General features: G+C 71.5%; 15 protein-coding genes and 1 pseudogene. 10 read left to right on the top strand and 6 right to left on the bottom strand.

Annotated features, from left to right (window positions below; genetic code table 11):
• Positions 1-75: 75 nt before the first annotated feature.
• Positions 76-669, top strand: a complete 594-nt coding sequence (locus ACFYO5_RS22730; RefSeq protein ID WP_356565598.1) for an NAD(P)H-dependent oxidoreductase — start codon at positions 76-78, stop codon at positions 667-669.
• 114 nt (positions 670-783) lie between these two features.
• Here the strand turns inward: ACFYO5_RS22730 and ACFYO5_RS22725 are convergent.
• Positions 784-1,368 (bottom strand): annotated as a pseudogene (locus ACFYO5_RS22725) (nuclear transport factor 2 family protein); the annotation flags it as partial.
• Between the two features lie 4 nt (positions 1,369-1,372).
• On the opposite strand from ACFYO5_RS22725, the gene ACFYO5_RS22720 reads away from it, so the two are divergent.
• The gene (locus ACFYO5_RS22720; RefSeq protein ID WP_388711429.1) at positions 1,373-2,110 is read left to right on the top strand and encodes a LysR substrate-binding domain-containing protein; all 738 of its coding nucleotides are present in this window, start codon (positions 1,373-1,375) and stop codon (positions 2,108-2,110) included.
• Positions 2,111-2,250: 140 nt separating this feature from the next.
• Here the strand turns inward: ACFYO5_RS22720 and ACFYO5_RS22715 are convergent, their stop codons facing one another.
• Complete coding sequence (locus ACFYO5_RS22715; protein ID WP_388711426.1) at positions 2,251-3,234, bottom strand: helix-turn-helix domain-containing protein; 984 nt, start codon at positions 3,232-3,234, stop codon at positions 2,251-2,253.
• Between the two features lie 108 nt (positions 3,235-3,342).
• On the opposite strand from ACFYO5_RS22715, the gene ACFYO5_RS22710 reads away from it, so the two are divergent.
• The gene (locus ACFYO5_RS22710; protein ID WP_388711424.1) at positions 3,343-3,555 is read left to right on the top strand and encodes a hypothetical protein; all 213 of its coding nucleotides are present in this window, start codon (positions 3,343-3,345) and stop codon (positions 3,553-3,555) included.
• Here the strand turns inward: ACFYO5_RS22710 and ACFYO5_RS22705 are convergent, their stop codons facing one another.
• Complete coding sequence (locus tag ACFYO5_RS22705) at positions 3,556-4,449, bottom strand: SGNH/GDSL hydrolase family protein (RefSeq protein WP_388711421.1); 894 nt, start codon at positions 4,447-4,449, stop codon at positions 3,556-3,558.
• 333 nt (positions 4,450-4,782) lie between these two features.
• Here ACFYO5_RS22705 and ACFYO5_RS22700 point away from each other — a divergent pair, with 333 nt between their 5' ends.
• Positions 4,783-5,193, top strand: coding sequence for a hypothetical protein (locus tag ACFYO5_RS22700; RefSeq protein WP_388711418.1), 411 nt, complete (start codon positions 4,783-4,785; stop codon positions 5,191-5,193).
• Positions 5,194-6,175: 982 nt separating this feature from the next.
• On the opposite strand, the gene ACFYO5_RS22695 is transcribed toward ACFYO5_RS22700, so the two are convergent.
• From ACFYO5_RS22695 to ACFYO5_RS22685, 3 genes are all read right to left on the bottom strand, one after another.
• Positions 6,176-6,616 carry a hypothetical protein gene (locus ACFYO5_RS22695; protein WP_356565621.1) on the bottom strand — a complete coding sequence of 147 codons (441 nt, stop codon included), beginning with the start codon at positions 6,614-6,616 and terminating at the stop codon, positions 6,176-6,178.
• A gap of 619 nt (positions 6,617-7,235) precedes the next feature.
• Complete coding sequence (locus ACFYO5_RS22690; RefSeq protein WP_388711415.1) at positions 7,236-8,630, bottom strand: MFS transporter; 1,395 nt, start codon at positions 8,628-8,630, stop codon at positions 7,236-7,238.
• An 89-nt stretch (positions 8,631-8,719) separates the two neighbouring features.
• On the bottom strand, positions 8,720-9,010 hold the full coding sequence (locus ACFYO5_RS22685; RefSeq protein WP_388711413.1) for a hypothetical protein: 291 nt from the start codon (positions 9,008-9,010) through the stop codon (positions 8,720-8,722).
• 259 nt (positions 9,011-9,269) lie between these two features.
• Here ACFYO5_RS22685 and ACFYO5_RS22680 point away from each other — a divergent pair, with 259 nt between their 5' ends.
• From ACFYO5_RS22680 to ACFYO5_RS22655, 6 genes are all read left to right on the top strand, one after another.
• A complete protein-coding gene (locus ACFYO5_RS22680) occupies positions 9,270-9,650 on the top strand; it encodes a hypothetical protein (RefSeq protein ID WP_388711410.1) in 381 nt (126 codons plus the stop codon).
• A gap of 611 nt (positions 9,651-10,261) precedes the next feature.
• On the top strand, positions 10,262-10,372 hold the full coding sequence (locus tag ACFYO5_RS22675; RefSeq protein WP_388711408.1) for a keywimysin-related RiPP: 111 nt from the start codon (positions 10,262-10,264) through the stop codon (positions 10,370-10,372).
• Between the two features lie 25 nt (positions 10,373-10,397).
• Positions 10,398-12,251 (top strand): lasso peptide isopeptide bond-forming cyclase, encoded by a 1,854-nt coding sequence (locus tag ACFYO5_RS22670; RefSeq protein ID WP_388711405.1) that lies wholly within the window; start codon positions 10,398-10,400, stop codon positions 12,249-12,251.
• 38 nt (positions 12,252-12,289) lie between these two features.
• The gene (locus ACFYO5_RS22665) at positions 12,290-12,544 is read left to right on the top strand and encodes a lasso peptide biosynthesis PqqD family chaperone (RefSeq protein ID WP_356565632.1); all 255 of its coding nucleotides are present in this window, start codon (positions 12,290-12,292) and stop codon (positions 12,542-12,544) included.
• Complete coding sequence (locus ACFYO5_RS22660; RefSeq protein WP_388711402.1) at positions 12,541-12,975, top strand: lasso peptide biosynthesis B2 protein; 435 nt, start codon at positions 12,541-12,543, stop codon at positions 12,973-12,975. Before ACFYO5_RS22665 ends, ACFYO5_RS22660 begins: the two co-directional genes overlap by 4 nt.
• Positions 12,972-14,831, top strand: a complete 1,860-nt coding sequence (locus tag ACFYO5_RS22655) for an ABC transporter ATP-binding protein (protein WP_388711399.1) — start codon at positions 12,972-12,974, stop codon at positions 14,829-14,831. The genes ACFYO5_RS22660 and ACFYO5_RS22655 overlap by 4 nt, the downstream gene beginning before the upstream one ends.
• The last annotated feature ends 74 nt before the right edge of the window (positions 14,832-14,905 follow it).

Genomic DNA, 14,905 nt, shown 5'->3' with positions numbered 1-14,905 from the left:
CACGGACCGGGCCACCCCGAAGCCCGCACCGCAAACACCCCCCGGATACCCGAAAGAGAAGGAGGCGCAACCCCAGTGCACCGGATCGTGAAGGTGGTCGGTGTCGGCGGTTCGAGCCGGCCCGGATCAACCGCCGAGCAGGCCTTGCGGACGGTACTGGACGCGGCGCAGGAACGCGGCGCGTCAGTACAACTGATCAGCGGGCCCTCACTGGCCATGCCCCTGTACGACCCCCGGCACGGCGCCACCGCACCGCAGGCCCGACGGCTCCTGTCCGCCATAGCCGGCGCTGACGCCCTCGTACTCGCCAGCCCCGCCTACCACGGCGGGATCTCCGGTCTGGTGAAGAACGCCCTGGACCACGTCGAGGAACTGCGCGAGGACGCACGGCCCTACTTCAGCGATCGGGCCGTCGGGTGCGTGGCGGTCGCCCAAGGCTGGCAGGGTGCCGTCTCCACCCTGGCCGCGCTGCGCGACGTGACCCACGCGCTGCGCGGCTGGCCCACACCGCTGGGCGCCGCGATCAACACCTCGGCAACAGGATTCTCACCCGCCGGAGGCTGCAAGGACGCCCAGATCCAAGGACAGCTGGAGGAAATAGCGGCGCAGGTCGTCGAGTTCGCCACGATGCGCGCCCTCGACACGTCCAGGACGGAAAGCGCCCGGTGACCGCTGCCACCAGCACACCACGTCTCCTCCGGCTTCGACGCGGGGCGGACGTCCGCTCGCTGTGACTGGACCTCCATCCCCGTACCTTCGTCCACCGGATCGCTTTCCGCCCTCTCAGGTGTGCCGGTGATAGGCCTTGTTGGCAATGCGCCAGCGGCCGTCGTCGTGGACCAGCAGGAAGACGTCGGTGAAGGTGTCCTCGCCGTGCCGGAGCGTCATGGTCGCGGTCGCGACGGTGCCGTGGACGTCCATGGCGTCGATGCTGCGGGAGCGGGTGGGTTCGTCCGGGGCCGGCCGGCCGTGGAAGAGGGCGCGGTATTCGTCCAGGCACCACGAGACGAACGCGCCGTCCCGTATGCCCTCGATATGGGCAGTGGGCAGGAACGCGTCGCGGAAGTGGGAGGCGTCGCCCGTGGCGTGTCCGCGGATGTAGGCACAAAGTGGTTCCAGCACGGCGTCCGCCACGGCGGGGACCGTGGCGGCGACGGCGATGTCCGCCTCAGGGACGGAAGGGGTGTCGGCCACCCCGGCTGCGCTGCGCAGGGGCGAGTTCGACGCGGCGGCCAGCAGCGCCATGTCCTTGGCGAGTGCACCGATCGTGAAGTCGGCCGTGACAGCGGTCGGCTCGTCGTCGAGGAAGGTTCGCTTGCGGGCGACGAGCCCGCCGAGCTGGCCGAGTTCGAGGACGTCCAGCACCTGGTAGGTGTTCCGTCACCACGCCCTGGCCACGCTCAACGACGCCGACCGTGCCCTGCGTGCCGTACAGGACGCCCGTGACGGGTCGCTCGGCCGGCCCCTGGCCATCGGCGCGACGCCGTCTCTGGCCGCCGGAATCATGCCCGCGGCCATCCGCCGCCTGCTGGACGAGGACGCCACCCTGCGGTGGAGCCTGGTGCCCGGGCTCAGCTCACACCTGCACGACCGCGTGATCGCGGGCGATCTCGACATCGCGGTCGTCACCGATGCGCCACCAGGACTGCCCGATGACCCGCGTGTCGAACGACGTTTCCTGGGGACGGACGACATGGTCGTCGTGCTGCCCGTCGACCATCCGCGGGCCGGACACGGCCCGGTGCACATCCGGACGCTGGCCGACCAGACCTGGGTCGAGGACAACGACGGCTCGGCAGCGCTGCTGCGCCGGCACGCCGCCCGCGCCGGGGTCACCGCCCGCATCGACCTCACCGCAGCCGATCTGCCCGGCAAGATGGCCCTGGTCGCCACCGGCCACGCCATCGCGCTCATACCCGGTGTGCTGACGTGTGCGCTGCGGACCGACCTCGCCACACTGGCTCTCATCGATCCCCCGACCCGGGGCATCTACACGATCACACCGCGTCGCGACCCGCACCCGTCCTCAGCGGCCCTGCTGGACCAGCTCGCGACAGCCTTCGAACCGGGGGGTCCCACCCACGCCGCGCCGCAGCCGACTGGTCGGTGATCGCGCGGATGGGCCGGCCTCGGTCACCGGCACGGCCCGCCGGCCGGCACTTGACGGGTGGCCGCGTGGTCACACCGGAGCACGTGGTGGACAGCGTCACGGCCTTCCCGGCGCTGCTCCGCGGGCGGCCGCGTGAGGCGTCACGTCCGGCGGCGTGCGAATTGTGCTGGTGTCGCGTGGTATTGCTTCTTGAAGGCGCGGATGAAGTGGCTGCTGTCGGTGAAATGCCAGCGTGCGGCGGCCTCGGAGACGCTGAGCCGTGATCCGGAGGTGGTGAGCGCCTCGGCCGCTTCCTCCAGGCGTCGGCGGCGGATGTAGGCGCTGCACGACTCGTCCAGACTCGCGAAGGCCCGCTGCAGGGTGCGTACGGAGACGTGCAGTCGTGCGGCGATCGTGGCCGGCGACAACTCGGCATCGCTGAGCCGGGCGTCGGCGAGGTCCTTGGCCGCTTGCGCCAGCGCCGGGGTGAAGGTGGGCTCGCGGTCGTCGAAGTGGTCGAGGATCAGCCCTTTGGTGAGTTCGAGCAGGGCGTTGCGGGACGCGTGTGCCCCCGCCGGGCCGAGGTCGCCAACGGTCCGCTGCACCATGCTGGTGTGTGCCATGAGGATCTGTGCCGCGGGCGAGGTGGCCTGGCCGGTGCGCGGTTTCCCGGCGATCAGGGGCCGCAGGGTGTCGCCGGGGAAGATGAAGATGCGGGTACCGATCACGGGGGTGGTGTGGAAGTGATTCTCCGTCACGACGTGGTGCATGAAGTAGGTGCCGGCCGAGACGTACGCGTCACCGCCCTGATCGTGCGGGTCCCGCAGGGCCACCGCGCCACGCAGTCCGACGTACAGCCTGATCTGATCGTGCTCGTACGTCCCGACTGCCCGGGTGCTCACGGACGAGGATGCCCACAGCTCGTTGACGGCGGTGTCGTGCAGGGCCACCGAGCGCATCGTCCCCTGGAAGCCGTCGACCGTGGATGCGCTGAACTCCGGCAGCGGGTACAGGTCTCCCATGCGGTCGTTCCAGGTGTCGATGAACGGCTCCCACGTTCCCCGACCTGTACCGGTGGAGTCGGCGTCGACGGTGAACGTGCCCACCGTGCCGGCCGGGCCGCGGAAAGGCGGCCTGCTCGTCATCTGCCCTCCGCCCCGATGAGGATCTCGCCGGGATCCCACGCCGTGCCGCAAAGGTACATCCCTTCTACGTACGCCTGTTCCTACGCTTGTGGTGCTTCGACCTCCACAATGATCTACCGCCTGCGGAACGTGCCCGGCATCGCGGCCTCGCGCGCGGCGCAGGGCGACAGCGACCCCGACGGCAATCCGGCCGGTGACGCGCGGGCGGTGGCAGCCAAGCGGTTGGTCCCGGTGATCCCCCGGCGGCTCGGGCAGCAGGACCGCGCCCCGTTCCGCCGGGTCGCGTATGGGTGCGACCCGGCGGAACGGGGCCAAGGGTGACTACGTGCCGAGTCGGCCGTACACCTCGAAGGCCATCATCAGGTGTCCGACGGCGTTGGGGTGGGCGGAGCCGGGCGTCTGCGGCAGCAGCGGATTGATCCACTGCTCGGACGCGGGCCGGCACATGTCCTTGCCGCGGAACACGGAGCTGGTGTCGACGAACTCGGCCTGCTTGAGGTAAGCCGCCGTCTCCAGCAGGAGGTTCAGCCGGTTCGTCACCTGGTTGAGCCAGGTGACGTCGCCCTTGGCCAGGGGCACGGAGGAACCGCAGGTGCTCCCGTCGGCGGGGAACAGGTTCGGGTAGCCGACCACGACGACACGCGCCTTGGGGCTGCGCTGCTTGATGTCGGTGAGCATGTCGGGCACGCGGGTGCTCAGCTTCGCGAAGTCCGCGTCCAGGTTCTTGCCGCTGCGGAGCAGCTCGTCGCGGCAGGGAGTGCCTTCCCTGGTCGTCAATCCGGCCAGTACGCACGTGGTGAGCACGTTGGAGAAGCCGAGGTCGTTGCCGCCGAGCGTGACGGTCACCAGGTCGGTGTCCTTGCTGAGCGCATTGACCTGCGGGGCGGACGATCCCTCCTTGTTCCACAGCGAACGCGTGGTGGCGCCGCTGCAGGTGACGTCCTTGAACACGGCCGGCTTGTAGGTCTGGGCGATCCACGACGGGTAGCTGCCCGCGGACCGCTTGCACGCCGCGTCTGTCTGCGGGGACAGACCCGTGCCCGCGGCGTAGGAGTCACCGAGGGCGACGTACTGCTTGACGGCTCCCTGCCCGGAGGCGGTGACCGCTCCGGCCGGACCGGTCCCGGAGACCAACAGCGAGGCCGTGGCGGCGGTGAGGGCGGCGGTGGTCACCGTCCTTCTGCGGAGCCTGGAGAGTTGACGGAAGTGAGGCATTGGGTCCCCTTGGGGTGGAAAGGATGTACAGGTCGCGCCCTGCCGTTCGGTGCGCGGGCGCGCCTGTCCTGTCAACGGCGTCCGCGCCCGCCCGGTTCACGCCGTGCGCAGTTCCTCGCCGTCCCCTGGCGACCTCCGCCTCAAGGCCGTGACGGCGCCTCCGGCACCACCCGCTGGAACCACCCCCACAACTCATCCGGCGTCAGCCGCCCAACACTCCCCACCGCACCGCAGACTGGCAGCACGAGGACACAAGTCGGTTACGCGAGAAGGGTGTTGCCCATCCGGCCGGAACGGGGAGAAACTGGTTGCGAGCCGAAAGCAGGTGCGCCCATGGCAGCAGCCGAACCGGAGCACGTCGCCTGGTTGACCGAGATTCAGGTGGCCCGAGCCTGGCCGACCATCCGGGCGACCTGTCTGAACGCCACCGCGAACGCCAACGGGGTCCGCAACACCCTCCTCACAGCGAACTCCACTTGGGGCGAGAGCAGGTGGAGCTTGTTCCACCCCGGAGACGTCGCCCGGGTGGCCGGGGCGATCGCCGACGGCACCGCGGAACTCCAGCCGCACTGGCGGAACGACACCCCCGAGGCCAAGTTGCTCGATCGGCGCCTCCGCAGGGAGAACCTGCCCGGTGCCATCGGGTGCGCCCTGCTCATCGCCATCCCGTTGGCGGTCATCGTCATTTTCCTGGTCCTCTCCTGGAACGACTCCGGATCGTCTTCGCCCTCCTATTGGCATTGATCCGAAAAGAGCCCGCTCGGTCGAGATTCGCTTCGCCGCGCTGGAACAGCTCCGAGTGGGCCCGGGCGGGCAGCAATCGGCCCTCGTCGTCGGCGTTGATGCCCCAGACGCTCCGCCTCCGTCCAGCTCGCGCCTGGCCTCGGCCGGGATGCCCGGCATCAGCGAAGCGGGCGGCATGTCCGTCTCCGGCGGCACCACCGCGCCGGCCGCCCTCAGCGAACCGGCGCCCACCCGCGCGCCATTGAGCCCCGGGGCGGCCATCCCGGCCAGCAGTCCGGCGGCTGCCCTCCGCGGGCCCGGGCGCACGCGCCATCATGCTGACCGTCGCCCGTCCTCGATCGTGCAGCCGTGCGGCACCGCCGCCCCGGGGCAGCTCCTCACCACTCTCGCGGTCGGCCGGTCGGCCGGTCGGGCCTTCGCCGGCCTCGGGCAAGCCGCTCGACGCGCAGCTGCACACCTGGAGGTTCACCGCCACCAAGCCCGAGCCCGCCGCCCCGTCCCGACGCTCCGCCGGCTCCCGCCCGACGAATCCGCGATCCTGGCGACAGATCAAGGCAGAAACAAGGTGCGCACACGGTAGGACCCGCCGCCGACAGCGGCCGACCGAACTCCCCCGTGTCCTGCCTGCCCAGCTGCCTCACTTGCGGGTGGCCGTCCTTGGGTGGCGGCCGGCCGACAGACGGGTCAGTCGGAGCGAACTCCCCCGCCGCCTCCTTCGGTCGATCGGATTCCTCGACCGGTGTGGGAGCGTCACGGCGACCGCTGTGGGTGGGTGTCGCCACCGTTCCTCGCCCGCGTGCCGTGCTGATGTCCCAGGCACCTCGGGCTTCGGCTGCCCGGCCGCCGGCCCCTGATGACCGGCCCGGCCGCCCCTCCGGTCACCCGGCCGCACCCCGCTACGCGCCTGTGGGCCGGCTCGCGCCAGGGCAGGTCGAGGTGGGCCGGCGGTTCACCGGCGCCAATGCGTGCTGGTCATCCCCGGTCAGCGGCGGCCGGTGGCCAGGACGACGAGGAACTGGCCGCCGCCCGCCTCGACGTCGGCGGTCACCGGCAGACCCGGTACCAGGCGGGAGAACCTGTCCACCAGCCAATCCGCCGCTTCCTGCGCGTCCTTCCTGGTCGGGCAACGGCCCACCATCTCGCGGCCGCCCTTGCGCTCCAGCCTCGCGGCAACGGTGAGCAGCGGCGCTGGTTCGACCACGTACAGGCGATCCGGCCAGGCGATGACGACCTTCACCGCCCCCTTGCGGGAGTTGCAGCCGCGGTGCGCGAGCCGCTCGGCGACCTTGGCCTTCCGGTCGGCGGTCCGGCTGTCAACGCTGGGCCCCTGCGGGTCGTTCACCGACTTGTCGGGATCGACCGGTTCGTCGCACACCCAGCATCGCCAGCCGTCGCGCTCAGCCACATCATCAAGAAGACTCACCCGAGCAAACTAGCCTGCCGGGCCGCCACCCCGCGCACCAGGGCCTCGACAACCGGGTGAGCCGTGGTCCGTGTTGTTCCGGAACAACGTGCGAATGATCAAGGGTCTGCGACCGCCGCCCGACTTCGGTGTTCACCACCCTGGTGACGTGGGCCGACGCGTTCGAGGACGTCGGCTGGGCCGCGTCGGTGGACTCCACGATCGTGCGGGCTCACCACCCTGCGGCCGGGGGCTCGCGGAGAAGGGCCCGGCCGCGAAGCCGTACGACCACACTGTCGGCCGCTCCCGCGGCGGACCGGCCACGAGGATCCACCTCGCGGCCGACGGCCGATGCCGGCCATTGGACTTCGTTCTCACCGCCGGCCGGCGGACCGACCGGAAGCGGCGCCGACAGGCCGGCCGCAGACCGCCCGCCTTCGACCGCGAGGCATACAGGCAACGCCACGTCACACGCCACACCGTCGGAGCGACGCGTCAACCACCTGAAGCAGTCGCGCGGCCTCACCACCCGCTACGAGAGGACCGCGACCAGCTCACCAGGGTGCCGCGTGTCCAGAGCCAGGCGGACCCTCGGCCGGCGTCAGGGGCGCCGACGCGGGCCGTCCACTCCCCGTCCTCGTCATTTCGCCGGCGATGAGGTGTCCTGCTGATCCGCGGCGGCTGATCGAGGGCGGGTCAGGCGGAGGTCGGTCAGGGCGACGGTGACGGCGGAGGCGACCACGACGGCATTCAGGCACAGGGCGAGGCGCGGGCCGATGCCGACCAGCGTGCCCGCCAGTGCCGTGCCGGCCGAACCGGCGGCCATCTTCAGCCCGGCCATCGTCACGAACACCTGCGCTCGGGCGTTGGGCGGGGAGTACACCGACCGAACGGCCAGGGACGCGGTGAACAGGACCGCGCTCGTCGCTCCGGCCAGGGCGAAGGTCGCCAGGGCGAGGACATAGCCGGGTGCGAGCGCGCAGAGGCCGACGGCCACGGCGTTCGCGGCGATCAGCCGCAGCACCCAGCGCTCCGGTTCTCCGGTGAGCGGGAACGCGCCGGTCAGCAGTGCTCCGCAGAGGTTGCCGACGCCGTAGGCGGCGCCAAGGGCGGCGCCCGCGCCTGCCGAGCCCTGGAGGTTGCGGCCGAAGACCACCGCGATCACCATCACGCCGCCGGTACTGACCGAGGTGATCATCGTGGCGATCATGACGCGCCGCAGCGGACCCCGCCGGACGATCACTGCGAGGGCGTCCCGTACGGGCATCGAGCGCTGCCTCGTGGCGGCGGTCCGGTGCTCCTTCGGCAGCGCGAGCATCAGCAGGCCGGCCACCACGCCGGCCGCGCCCAGCGCGACGACCGCGGTCAGGGCTCCGCTCAGGGCGGTGATCGCGGCGACCGCGGCCGGACCGAGGATGTTGCTGGTGCCGTAGGTGGCCGAGTCCCAGCCCTCGGCCCGGCGCTGGGCGCGGGTGTCCTCGCCGACGATGAGGGCGAGCCGGCTGCTGAGCCCTCCCGTCATCAGCGGATCGCAGAGACCGCCGATGACGACGAGCAGACCCACGAGGGCGACGGGCAGACGGCTCAGCGTCAGACCGGTCGCGGCGAGCATCAGTCCGAAGACGATGAATGCGGCCGCCAGCCGGAATCTCGGGTCGCGGGCCTCCTCCAGCCAGCGTGCCATCCACGGCCCGGCGACGTTGGGCAGGGTGAGCAGGGCCGCCAGGAGGCCGCCGAGCGCCGCCCCGCCGTGGCCGGGCCGGGCCAGCGTCAGCGCGACGAGGGCGACGGGAGCGCCGCCGCTCGCCGAGCGTACGAGCGTCGCCGAGGTGAGGTACACCGCGAGCGAGAGACCTCGCCGCTGCCGTGACCGTCCCGGTGCGTGCTGTGGTTCCGGCGTCGGCGGGCCGTCTGCCGGGTCCGGCGCCTGCGGGGCTGCGGTCGGTCCCTGTTCCGTCGGTACGGCGGTCGGGTGTGGTGTCCGCAGGGTGCCGGACGTGGCGTCGTCGTCGGCGCGCTTGCGGCGGTGGGGCACGTCTTCTCCGTTCGGTGAGGTCCGGCCGCGGTGTCCGGACGCACTGTCGCTGTTCGTGCCCGCGGTGGTCCGCCGGCCGCCGTCGCGCCTCACCCGGCCGGAGCCGGGGTCCGCTCGGCCAGCAGCGGGAAGCCGTCGTCGACGCCTGTGGGGTCCGCGCCGGAGGCGAGCGGTGCCGCGTACACCGCGTCGCCGTTCAGAGCGGCGGCGAACGGGGCGGCGTGGTCGGGGAGTTGAACGGCTCGGCCGCGCTGGGCCGGGGTCGCGGTGAAGTCGTAGAGGGGGCAGTGCAGGTAGGCCACGGTGTGACCGCTTCGCTTCGCATGGGCGAGTGCCTCAACACCCAGGCCTGTGGTCTCCACGAAGAGGAGGTGAGACATTGCGGCCCTTCCTCGCCGCGCGGCGGCGGGAGACAGATCCGAACGGATACGGGATGGCGTCGGACATGACAGGTGTTCCCACTGAGCGGAATTCATGTCCGGTCGGCCGGGCATCCTCCGGCCGACCTGTTCGTGGGCTGGTCCCTCGGCGAGCTGCTGGCCTTCGAGACGGCGCGCCGCCTGTCCGGCGGACACCCGCCCGACCTGGTGCTCGTCGACAGCAGTCCGGCACCGATCGGCGAGGAACCCGAGGCTCACGATGCCGTACGCCCGCCGCCAGGTGCTGAGCGAGGCGGCCGACCACATGGACGCGGACGCTCTCGTCCGCACGGAGCGCACCGTCGACGCCCACCTCGGGGCCCGCATCCGCCACCGCGCGCAGGGGCGGCATCCCGGCCGTACTCTGCTGATCTGCACCGGAAGTGACGACCCGCGGCAGGCCCTGCGCTGGTCGCCGCACCTCGCGGACGTCTCGGTCCACTCCCTGGACACCGACCACTTCGGCGTCCTGCGCACCCCACATCTGCGGCAACTCCGTCGGCACATCCAGGAGTTCGTCGCAGCTCGCGGCAACGGCCGCGCTCGGCGCCCTGAGCCCGGCCCGGAACGATGTAGAGCCGTCCCGGCTCCCGTCCGCTGATCCGCGCCGCTCCGCAGGCGCGCTGACGGCGCCACCACGCGGCCCCGGCCCGACGGCCGGCCCCGCCACCTGCGCCTCTCTCCCGCGCCCCCTCTCAGGCGCCCCGCGGGCTTGCGGTTCGCGGGCCGTGAAATCGCTCGCGGGCCTTCCTGCCACTGGTCGTCTCCGCAGCGGTTGTTGATCGGGCCGGCCGACAGGATGCCCTGCGGTCGTTTTCGAGGCGAGGAAGCGCGGCCGCGACAGCGGGGTGCGCTCCGGCGGCTCCGACCCCTCCTCGCCGGCTCGCCCTCGTCGACAAGCCCGCAGTGGGCTTTCGCAGGCGCAGGTCGAAACGTTCCTCCGCTTCGGAAGACCTCGCGCTGATCTGATGTCGTCCTTTCGGTGAGGCTCCCAACCGGCAGTGGGACCTTTCAGCCGCATGCGCTTTTTGTCTACAGTCCTACTTTCTTTGGCCGTCTTGCCGCGGCACCCGGTGATGCAGGTATCTCTGACATGCACCCGCTTCCTCGTTCCGGGCTCCCGACGAGTCCCGGACAGAGCGCCTGCGAGTCGGCCTCCGGTGTGCAGCCGCTCAGGGAGGCGTCGTGAATCCTGCACATGAGGGAGACATCATGAAGAAGGCCTACGAAGCGCCGACGCTCGCCAAGCTGGGGACGTTCCGGAAGAAGACCGGTCTCCTCCAGCAGTCCGGCAACGACCGGCTCATCCTGAGCAAGAACTGACGAGGGACGGTTCTGACTCGACGTCATGACTGAACTGCACGAGAGTGTGGGGACGGGCCCCGGCGACGCGCACTTCACGGTCTTCACCGACCGCGAGGACGCGGCCGCCGTGGCCCGCTCCTTCTCCCGCCCGGGCACCCGAACCCTCACCCACGCCTCAGGCCGTCCCTGGATCGTCGGCCACTGGCAGGACGACGAGATCGTCACCGCACACGCCGGCCACGCCGGTCTCGCTCTCATCGGCTGCTGTCCGATCGACGCAGCCGAACTGGAGCGCCGCGCCGGGCGGTTGCGCGACCTCGCCGAACTCGACGCACTGGCCCTCCGCCTTCCCGGCAGCTTCCATCTCCTCGCCGCTCTCGACGGACGGCTCCGAGTGCAGGGCACGGCCTCCGGGCTCCGGCTGGTGTTTCACGCACCCGTCGACGGCGTGCGGGTGGCCGCCAGCCGCGCCGACGTACTGGCGGCCGCGCTCGGCGGCGAACCGGACGAGGAGCAACTGGCCGTCCGGCTGCTGTGGCCCGTTCCGCATCCGCTCGCCGAAGCACCCATGTGGCGGGGCATCACCGCCGTCTCCCCCCAGGACGCGCTGACCGTCGCGGCAGACGGCCGGACAGCGCGCCACTCGCGCTGGTGGACACCGCCGGATCCGGTACGCACGCTCGCCGAGGGCGCACCCCTGGTCCGTGAAGCACTGGCCACGGCCGTCGATGCCCGTACCCGGCAGGGAGGTGTGGTCAGCAGTGACCTGTCCGGCGGCCTGGACTCCACCTCCATCTGCTTTCTGGCCGACCGTTCACCGGCCCGTGTCGTGGCCAGCACCTGGCCGGGACGCGATCCCGCCGACACGGATCTGTACTGGGCCGAGCAGGCGGCCCGTTCGTTGCCGGACATCGACCATGTGGTCTGGGATGCCCACGCCTCGCCGCTGGTCTACGACGACCTGCTCACCATCGACGACCTGCTGGACGAGCCGACCATCGGCGTCATGGACCGCTCCCGGGTCCTGCACCACCTGCCCGCCATGGCCGCGCGCGGCAGCAGGCTGCATCTGACCGGCATCGGCGGCGACCATGTGGCCTGGTGCTCCGAGGCGTACTACCACCGACTGCTGCGCACCCGCCCGCTGTTCGCCCTGCGCCAACTCCGCGGATTCAGGGCGCTGTGGCAGTGGCCGTTGGGAGGTACGGCACGGGCGCTGGCCGACTCGCGGCCGTACGGCAGGTGGCTGGCGGATTCCAGCGGTCGCCTGCGCGACCCACTGCCCGCCACCGTCAGCACCAGCCTCGGCTGGGGCATGCCGCCACGCCTCTTCGACTGGGTCACCCCCGATGCCGAACGGGCGGCGCGGCGGGCGCTGCGCGCGGTGGCGGACGCCGTCCCGCTGCACCCCGACCGCGGTCTGCACGCCGACCTCGACCAGATCCGCTCCTGCACTCGCATCATCCGCCAGTGGGACCGGATGGCCGCACGCGCAGGCGTGCCGATGGCATCACCGTTCCTCGACGACCGCGTCATCGAGGCGTGCCTGGCGGTGCGCCCGAGCGAGCGGGTCACACCCTGGCGGTACAAACCCCTCCTGACCGCCGCGATGAGCGGGATCGTGCCCGATGCGTGCCTGCGGCGCACCAACAAGGCCGCCGCCTCCATGGACGCGTCCGACGGGCTGCGCGAACACCGCGCCGATCTGCTGGCGCTGTGGACGGACTCCCGGCTGGAGCGGTTGGGCCTGGTCGACGGGAACGCGTTGCGCCGGCTCGCTCAGCGGCCGGGCACACCCGAACTGCGCGACGCGATCCTCTACTCGACCATCGCCGCCGAAGTCTGGCTGCGCGGCCTCGACCGGAAGCCCGAGCCCAACGCGCGGGCCAGTCACTAGACCGAGCCCTGAACTCGACTACAGGAAAGGCACACAGGATGGCATTGCGGTTCGGCGCCCACGTCTCCACTGCCCAGACCGATTACGGCACGGTCCTCCTCGACGAAGACGCCGGCGAATACTGGGAATTGAATCCCACTGCCACCCTGGTGGTCGGCACGCTGATGGCGGGCCATGACGAAGCGGACGCGGTCGCCGCCCTCACCGACGAGTTCGACATCGACCCCGCCCGGGCGAGGCAGGATGTCGATGCCCTCGTGCGGCAGCTGCGGACCTCGGGGCTGGCCCGATGACGACACCCAGCGCGCTGGAGCGGCCCACGGGCGTCCCCTTCGCACGCCGCATGGCCGCCCGCCTCGTCCTGCTGCCCGCTCTGATGCTGTCCCTGTTGCCGCCTCGCCGCATCCGCGCGGTCCTCGACCGCGTCCGGCGCGGCGCCGGGCCGGCCACGGCCGCACAGGCCGTCGACGCGCGGAACGCCATGTGCGCGGTGAGCCTGCGCTGCGCCGGCCCGAAGGGCTGCCTGCCCCGTTCCCTGGGAGCCGCACTGCTGTGCCGACTGACGGGGAGCTGGCCGACCTGGTGCACCGGCGTGCGGGTGGTGCCGCCGTTCACGGCACACGCCTGGATCGAGGCGGACGGCCGCCCCGTCGACGAAGGCGTACCCGACGACTACTTCACCCGGCTCATCACGGTCGCCGCCGCGAGCCGAACTGGCCGATGACCGACACCGTCGTGGATCGGCCCCAGCCTGCCGCCGAGGACGACCGCTCCACCCGAGCCGCGGTCGCCACGATGTACCGGCTCACCACCGGTCACCGTGCCTCCGTCCTCGTCGCCACCGTACTCACGCTGGTCGGCTCCGCCCTGGGCCTGGCCCAGCCGCTCGTCGCCAAACACGTCGTGGACGCGAGCGGACGCGGACAGGTACTGGGGCCGCTGCTCCTGCTCCTGGCCGCGCTGTTCGTCACCGAGGCGGCGACGGGCGCGGTGGGCCGCTTCGTCCTGGAACGTATGGGCGAACGCGTCGTACGAGGGCTGCGCCACAGCCTGGTCGGACGGCTGCTGCGACTGGAGATGCGGGAGTACGACAAGCACCGCGGCGGCGACCTGATCTCCCGGGTCACCGCCGACACCACCTTGCTGCGGGAGGTGGTGTCCCAGGCACTGGTCGACCTGGTGACCGGCGCTCTCGTCGCCGCCGGGGCGATCGTCCTGATGCTGTGGATCGACCCGCTCCTGCTGCTCCTCGTCACCGCGACCGTGGCCGCCGCCGCCGTGATCGTCGCCTCGCTGCTCAAGGGGATCCGGGCCGCCTCCGAACGTATGCAGACCTCCATCGGCGCCATCGCCGCCGACCTGGAACGCGCGCTCGGCGCCCTGCCGATGGTCCGGGTGCACCGCGCGGAGGACCGTGAGGCGGCCCGCATCGGCGGATGCGTCGAATCGGCGTACGACGCCGGCGTACGGACCGCGAAACTCGCCTCCGTGATGAGCCCGGCCGTCGAACTCGCCGTCCAGGGCTCCTTCCTGATCGTCCTGGTCATCGGCGGCCTGCGCGTCAACGGCCACGCCAACTCCCTCGGCGACCTGGTGGCCTTCCTGCTCTACGCCTCCTACCTGGTCCTGCCGCTGTCCTCGGTGTTCCGCGCCGTCGGCCTGATCCAGCGCGGCATGGGCGCCTATCAGCGCATCGAACAGGCACTGTCCCTACCGGCGGAACCCTCGGAAATCCGTACGCCGACAGCCCGGGTAGGCCTGCGTGAACCGGCCCAGCGGACGCGCTCGTACGAGAAGCCCGCCCTTGCCCTGCGGGACCTGACGTTCGGCTACGACCCGAGCCGGCCTGTGCTGCGCGGTGTCTCCTTCACCGTCCCTCAGCAGTGCCAGACCGCCCTGGTCGGCCGCTCGGGTGCGGGCAAGAGCACCGTCTTCGCCCTCGTGGCCAGGTTCTACGAACCGGACTCCGGCACCCTGCTGTTCGACGGCCGTCCCGCCACCGAGCTGAGCCGCGCGGAGTGCCGCTCACGCATCGCCGTCGTCGACCAGGACACCCACGTCGTCCACGGAACGCTGCTGCACAACATCACCTATGCCGAGCCCGACGCCTCCGAGGCCGAAGTCCGTCGGGTAGTCGAACTCGCCCAGCTCACGGACGTCGTGGAACGGCTGCCCGGCGGCCTCTCGGGCATGCTCGGCGAACGCGGCGGCACCCTTTCCGGAGGCGAGCGGCAGCGGGTGGCCCTGGCCCGCGCTCTGCTCGCCCGCCCCTCCCTCCTGCTGCTCGACGAGCCGACGTCACACCTGGACGCCGTCAACGAAACAGCGCTCACCACCGTGTTGCGTGACGTGGCCCGGGAATGCGCCGTCCTGGTCATCGCGCACCGCCTGTCCACGGTCCAGAACGCCGACAGGATCGTCGTCCTGGACGAGGGCGCTGTCGTCGCCTGCGGTCGTCACGAGGAGCTGCTCACCATCAGCCCCTACCGCGAACTGGCCGCCGGCCAGATGCTGCGGCCGACTGCCACCCCGCCCTCCAGCGTGCCAACCACGTGTCGCCACTCCCACGACTCACGGTGAACCGGGGAAGCGTGGAAGCGAGGAAGCGGACGACGGAGTCACGGACCCACGGACCCACGGACCCACGGACGAGC

Origin of the sequence: Streptomyces sp. NPDC006259 (genome assembly GCF_042870975.1) — a bacterium.
Classification (GTDB): Bacteria; Actinomycetota; Actinomycetes; order Streptomycetales; family Streptomycetaceae; genus Streptomyces.
The sequence above is the reverse complement of the archived record's forward strand: the minus strand, read 5'-3'. Positions and strand labels throughout refer to the sequence as shown.

Excerpts from the sequence above, each read along its gene's own strand:
- ACFYO5_RS22685 (WP_388711413.1), bottom strand. The coding sequence starts at position 9,010 with ATGTCTCACCTCCTCTTCGTGGAGACCACAGGCCTGGGTGTTGAGGCA.
- ACFYO5_RS22710 (WP_388711424.1), top strand. The coding sequence starts at position 3,343 with ATGATCTACCGCCTGCGGAACGTGCCCGGCATCGCGGCCTCGCGCGCG.
- ACFYO5_RS22715 (WP_388711426.1), bottom strand. The coding sequence starts at position 3,234 with ATGACGAGCAGGCCGCCTTTCCGCGGCCCGGCCGGCACGGTGGGCACG.
- ACFYO5_RS22705 (WP_388711421.1), bottom strand. The coding sequence starts at position 4,449 with ATGCCTCACTTCCGTCAACTCTCCAGGCTCCGCAGAAGGACGGTGACC.
- ACFYO5_RS22700 (WP_388711418.1), top strand. The coding sequence starts at position 4,783 with ATGGCAGCAGCCGAACCGGAGCACGTCGCCTGGTTGACCGAGATTCAG.
- ACFYO5_RS22660 (WP_388711402.1), top strand. The coding sequence starts at position 12,541 with ATGACGACACCCAGCGCGCTGGAGCGGCCCACGGGCGTCCCCTTCGCA.
- ACFYO5_RS22655 (WP_388711399.1), top strand. The coding sequence starts at position 12,972 with ATGACCGACACCGTCGTGGATCGGCCCCAGCCTGCCGCCGAGGACGAC.
- ACFYO5_RS22675 (WP_388711408.1), top strand. The coding sequence starts at position 10,262 with ATGAAGAAGGCCTACGAAGCGCCGACGCTCGCCAAGCTGGGGACGTTC.
- ACFYO5_RS22670 (WP_388711405.1), top strand. The coding sequence starts at position 10,398 with ATGACTGAACTGCACGAGAGTGTGGGGACGGGCCCCGGCGACGCGCAC.
- ACFYO5_RS22665 (WP_356565632.1), top strand. The coding sequence starts at position 12,290 with ATGGCATTGCGGTTCGGCGCCCACGTCTCCACTGCCCAGACCGATTAC.
- ACFYO5_RS22680 (WP_388711410.1), top strand. The coding sequence starts at position 9,270 with ATGCCGTACGCCCGCCGCCAGGTGCTGAGCGAGGCGGCCGACCACATG.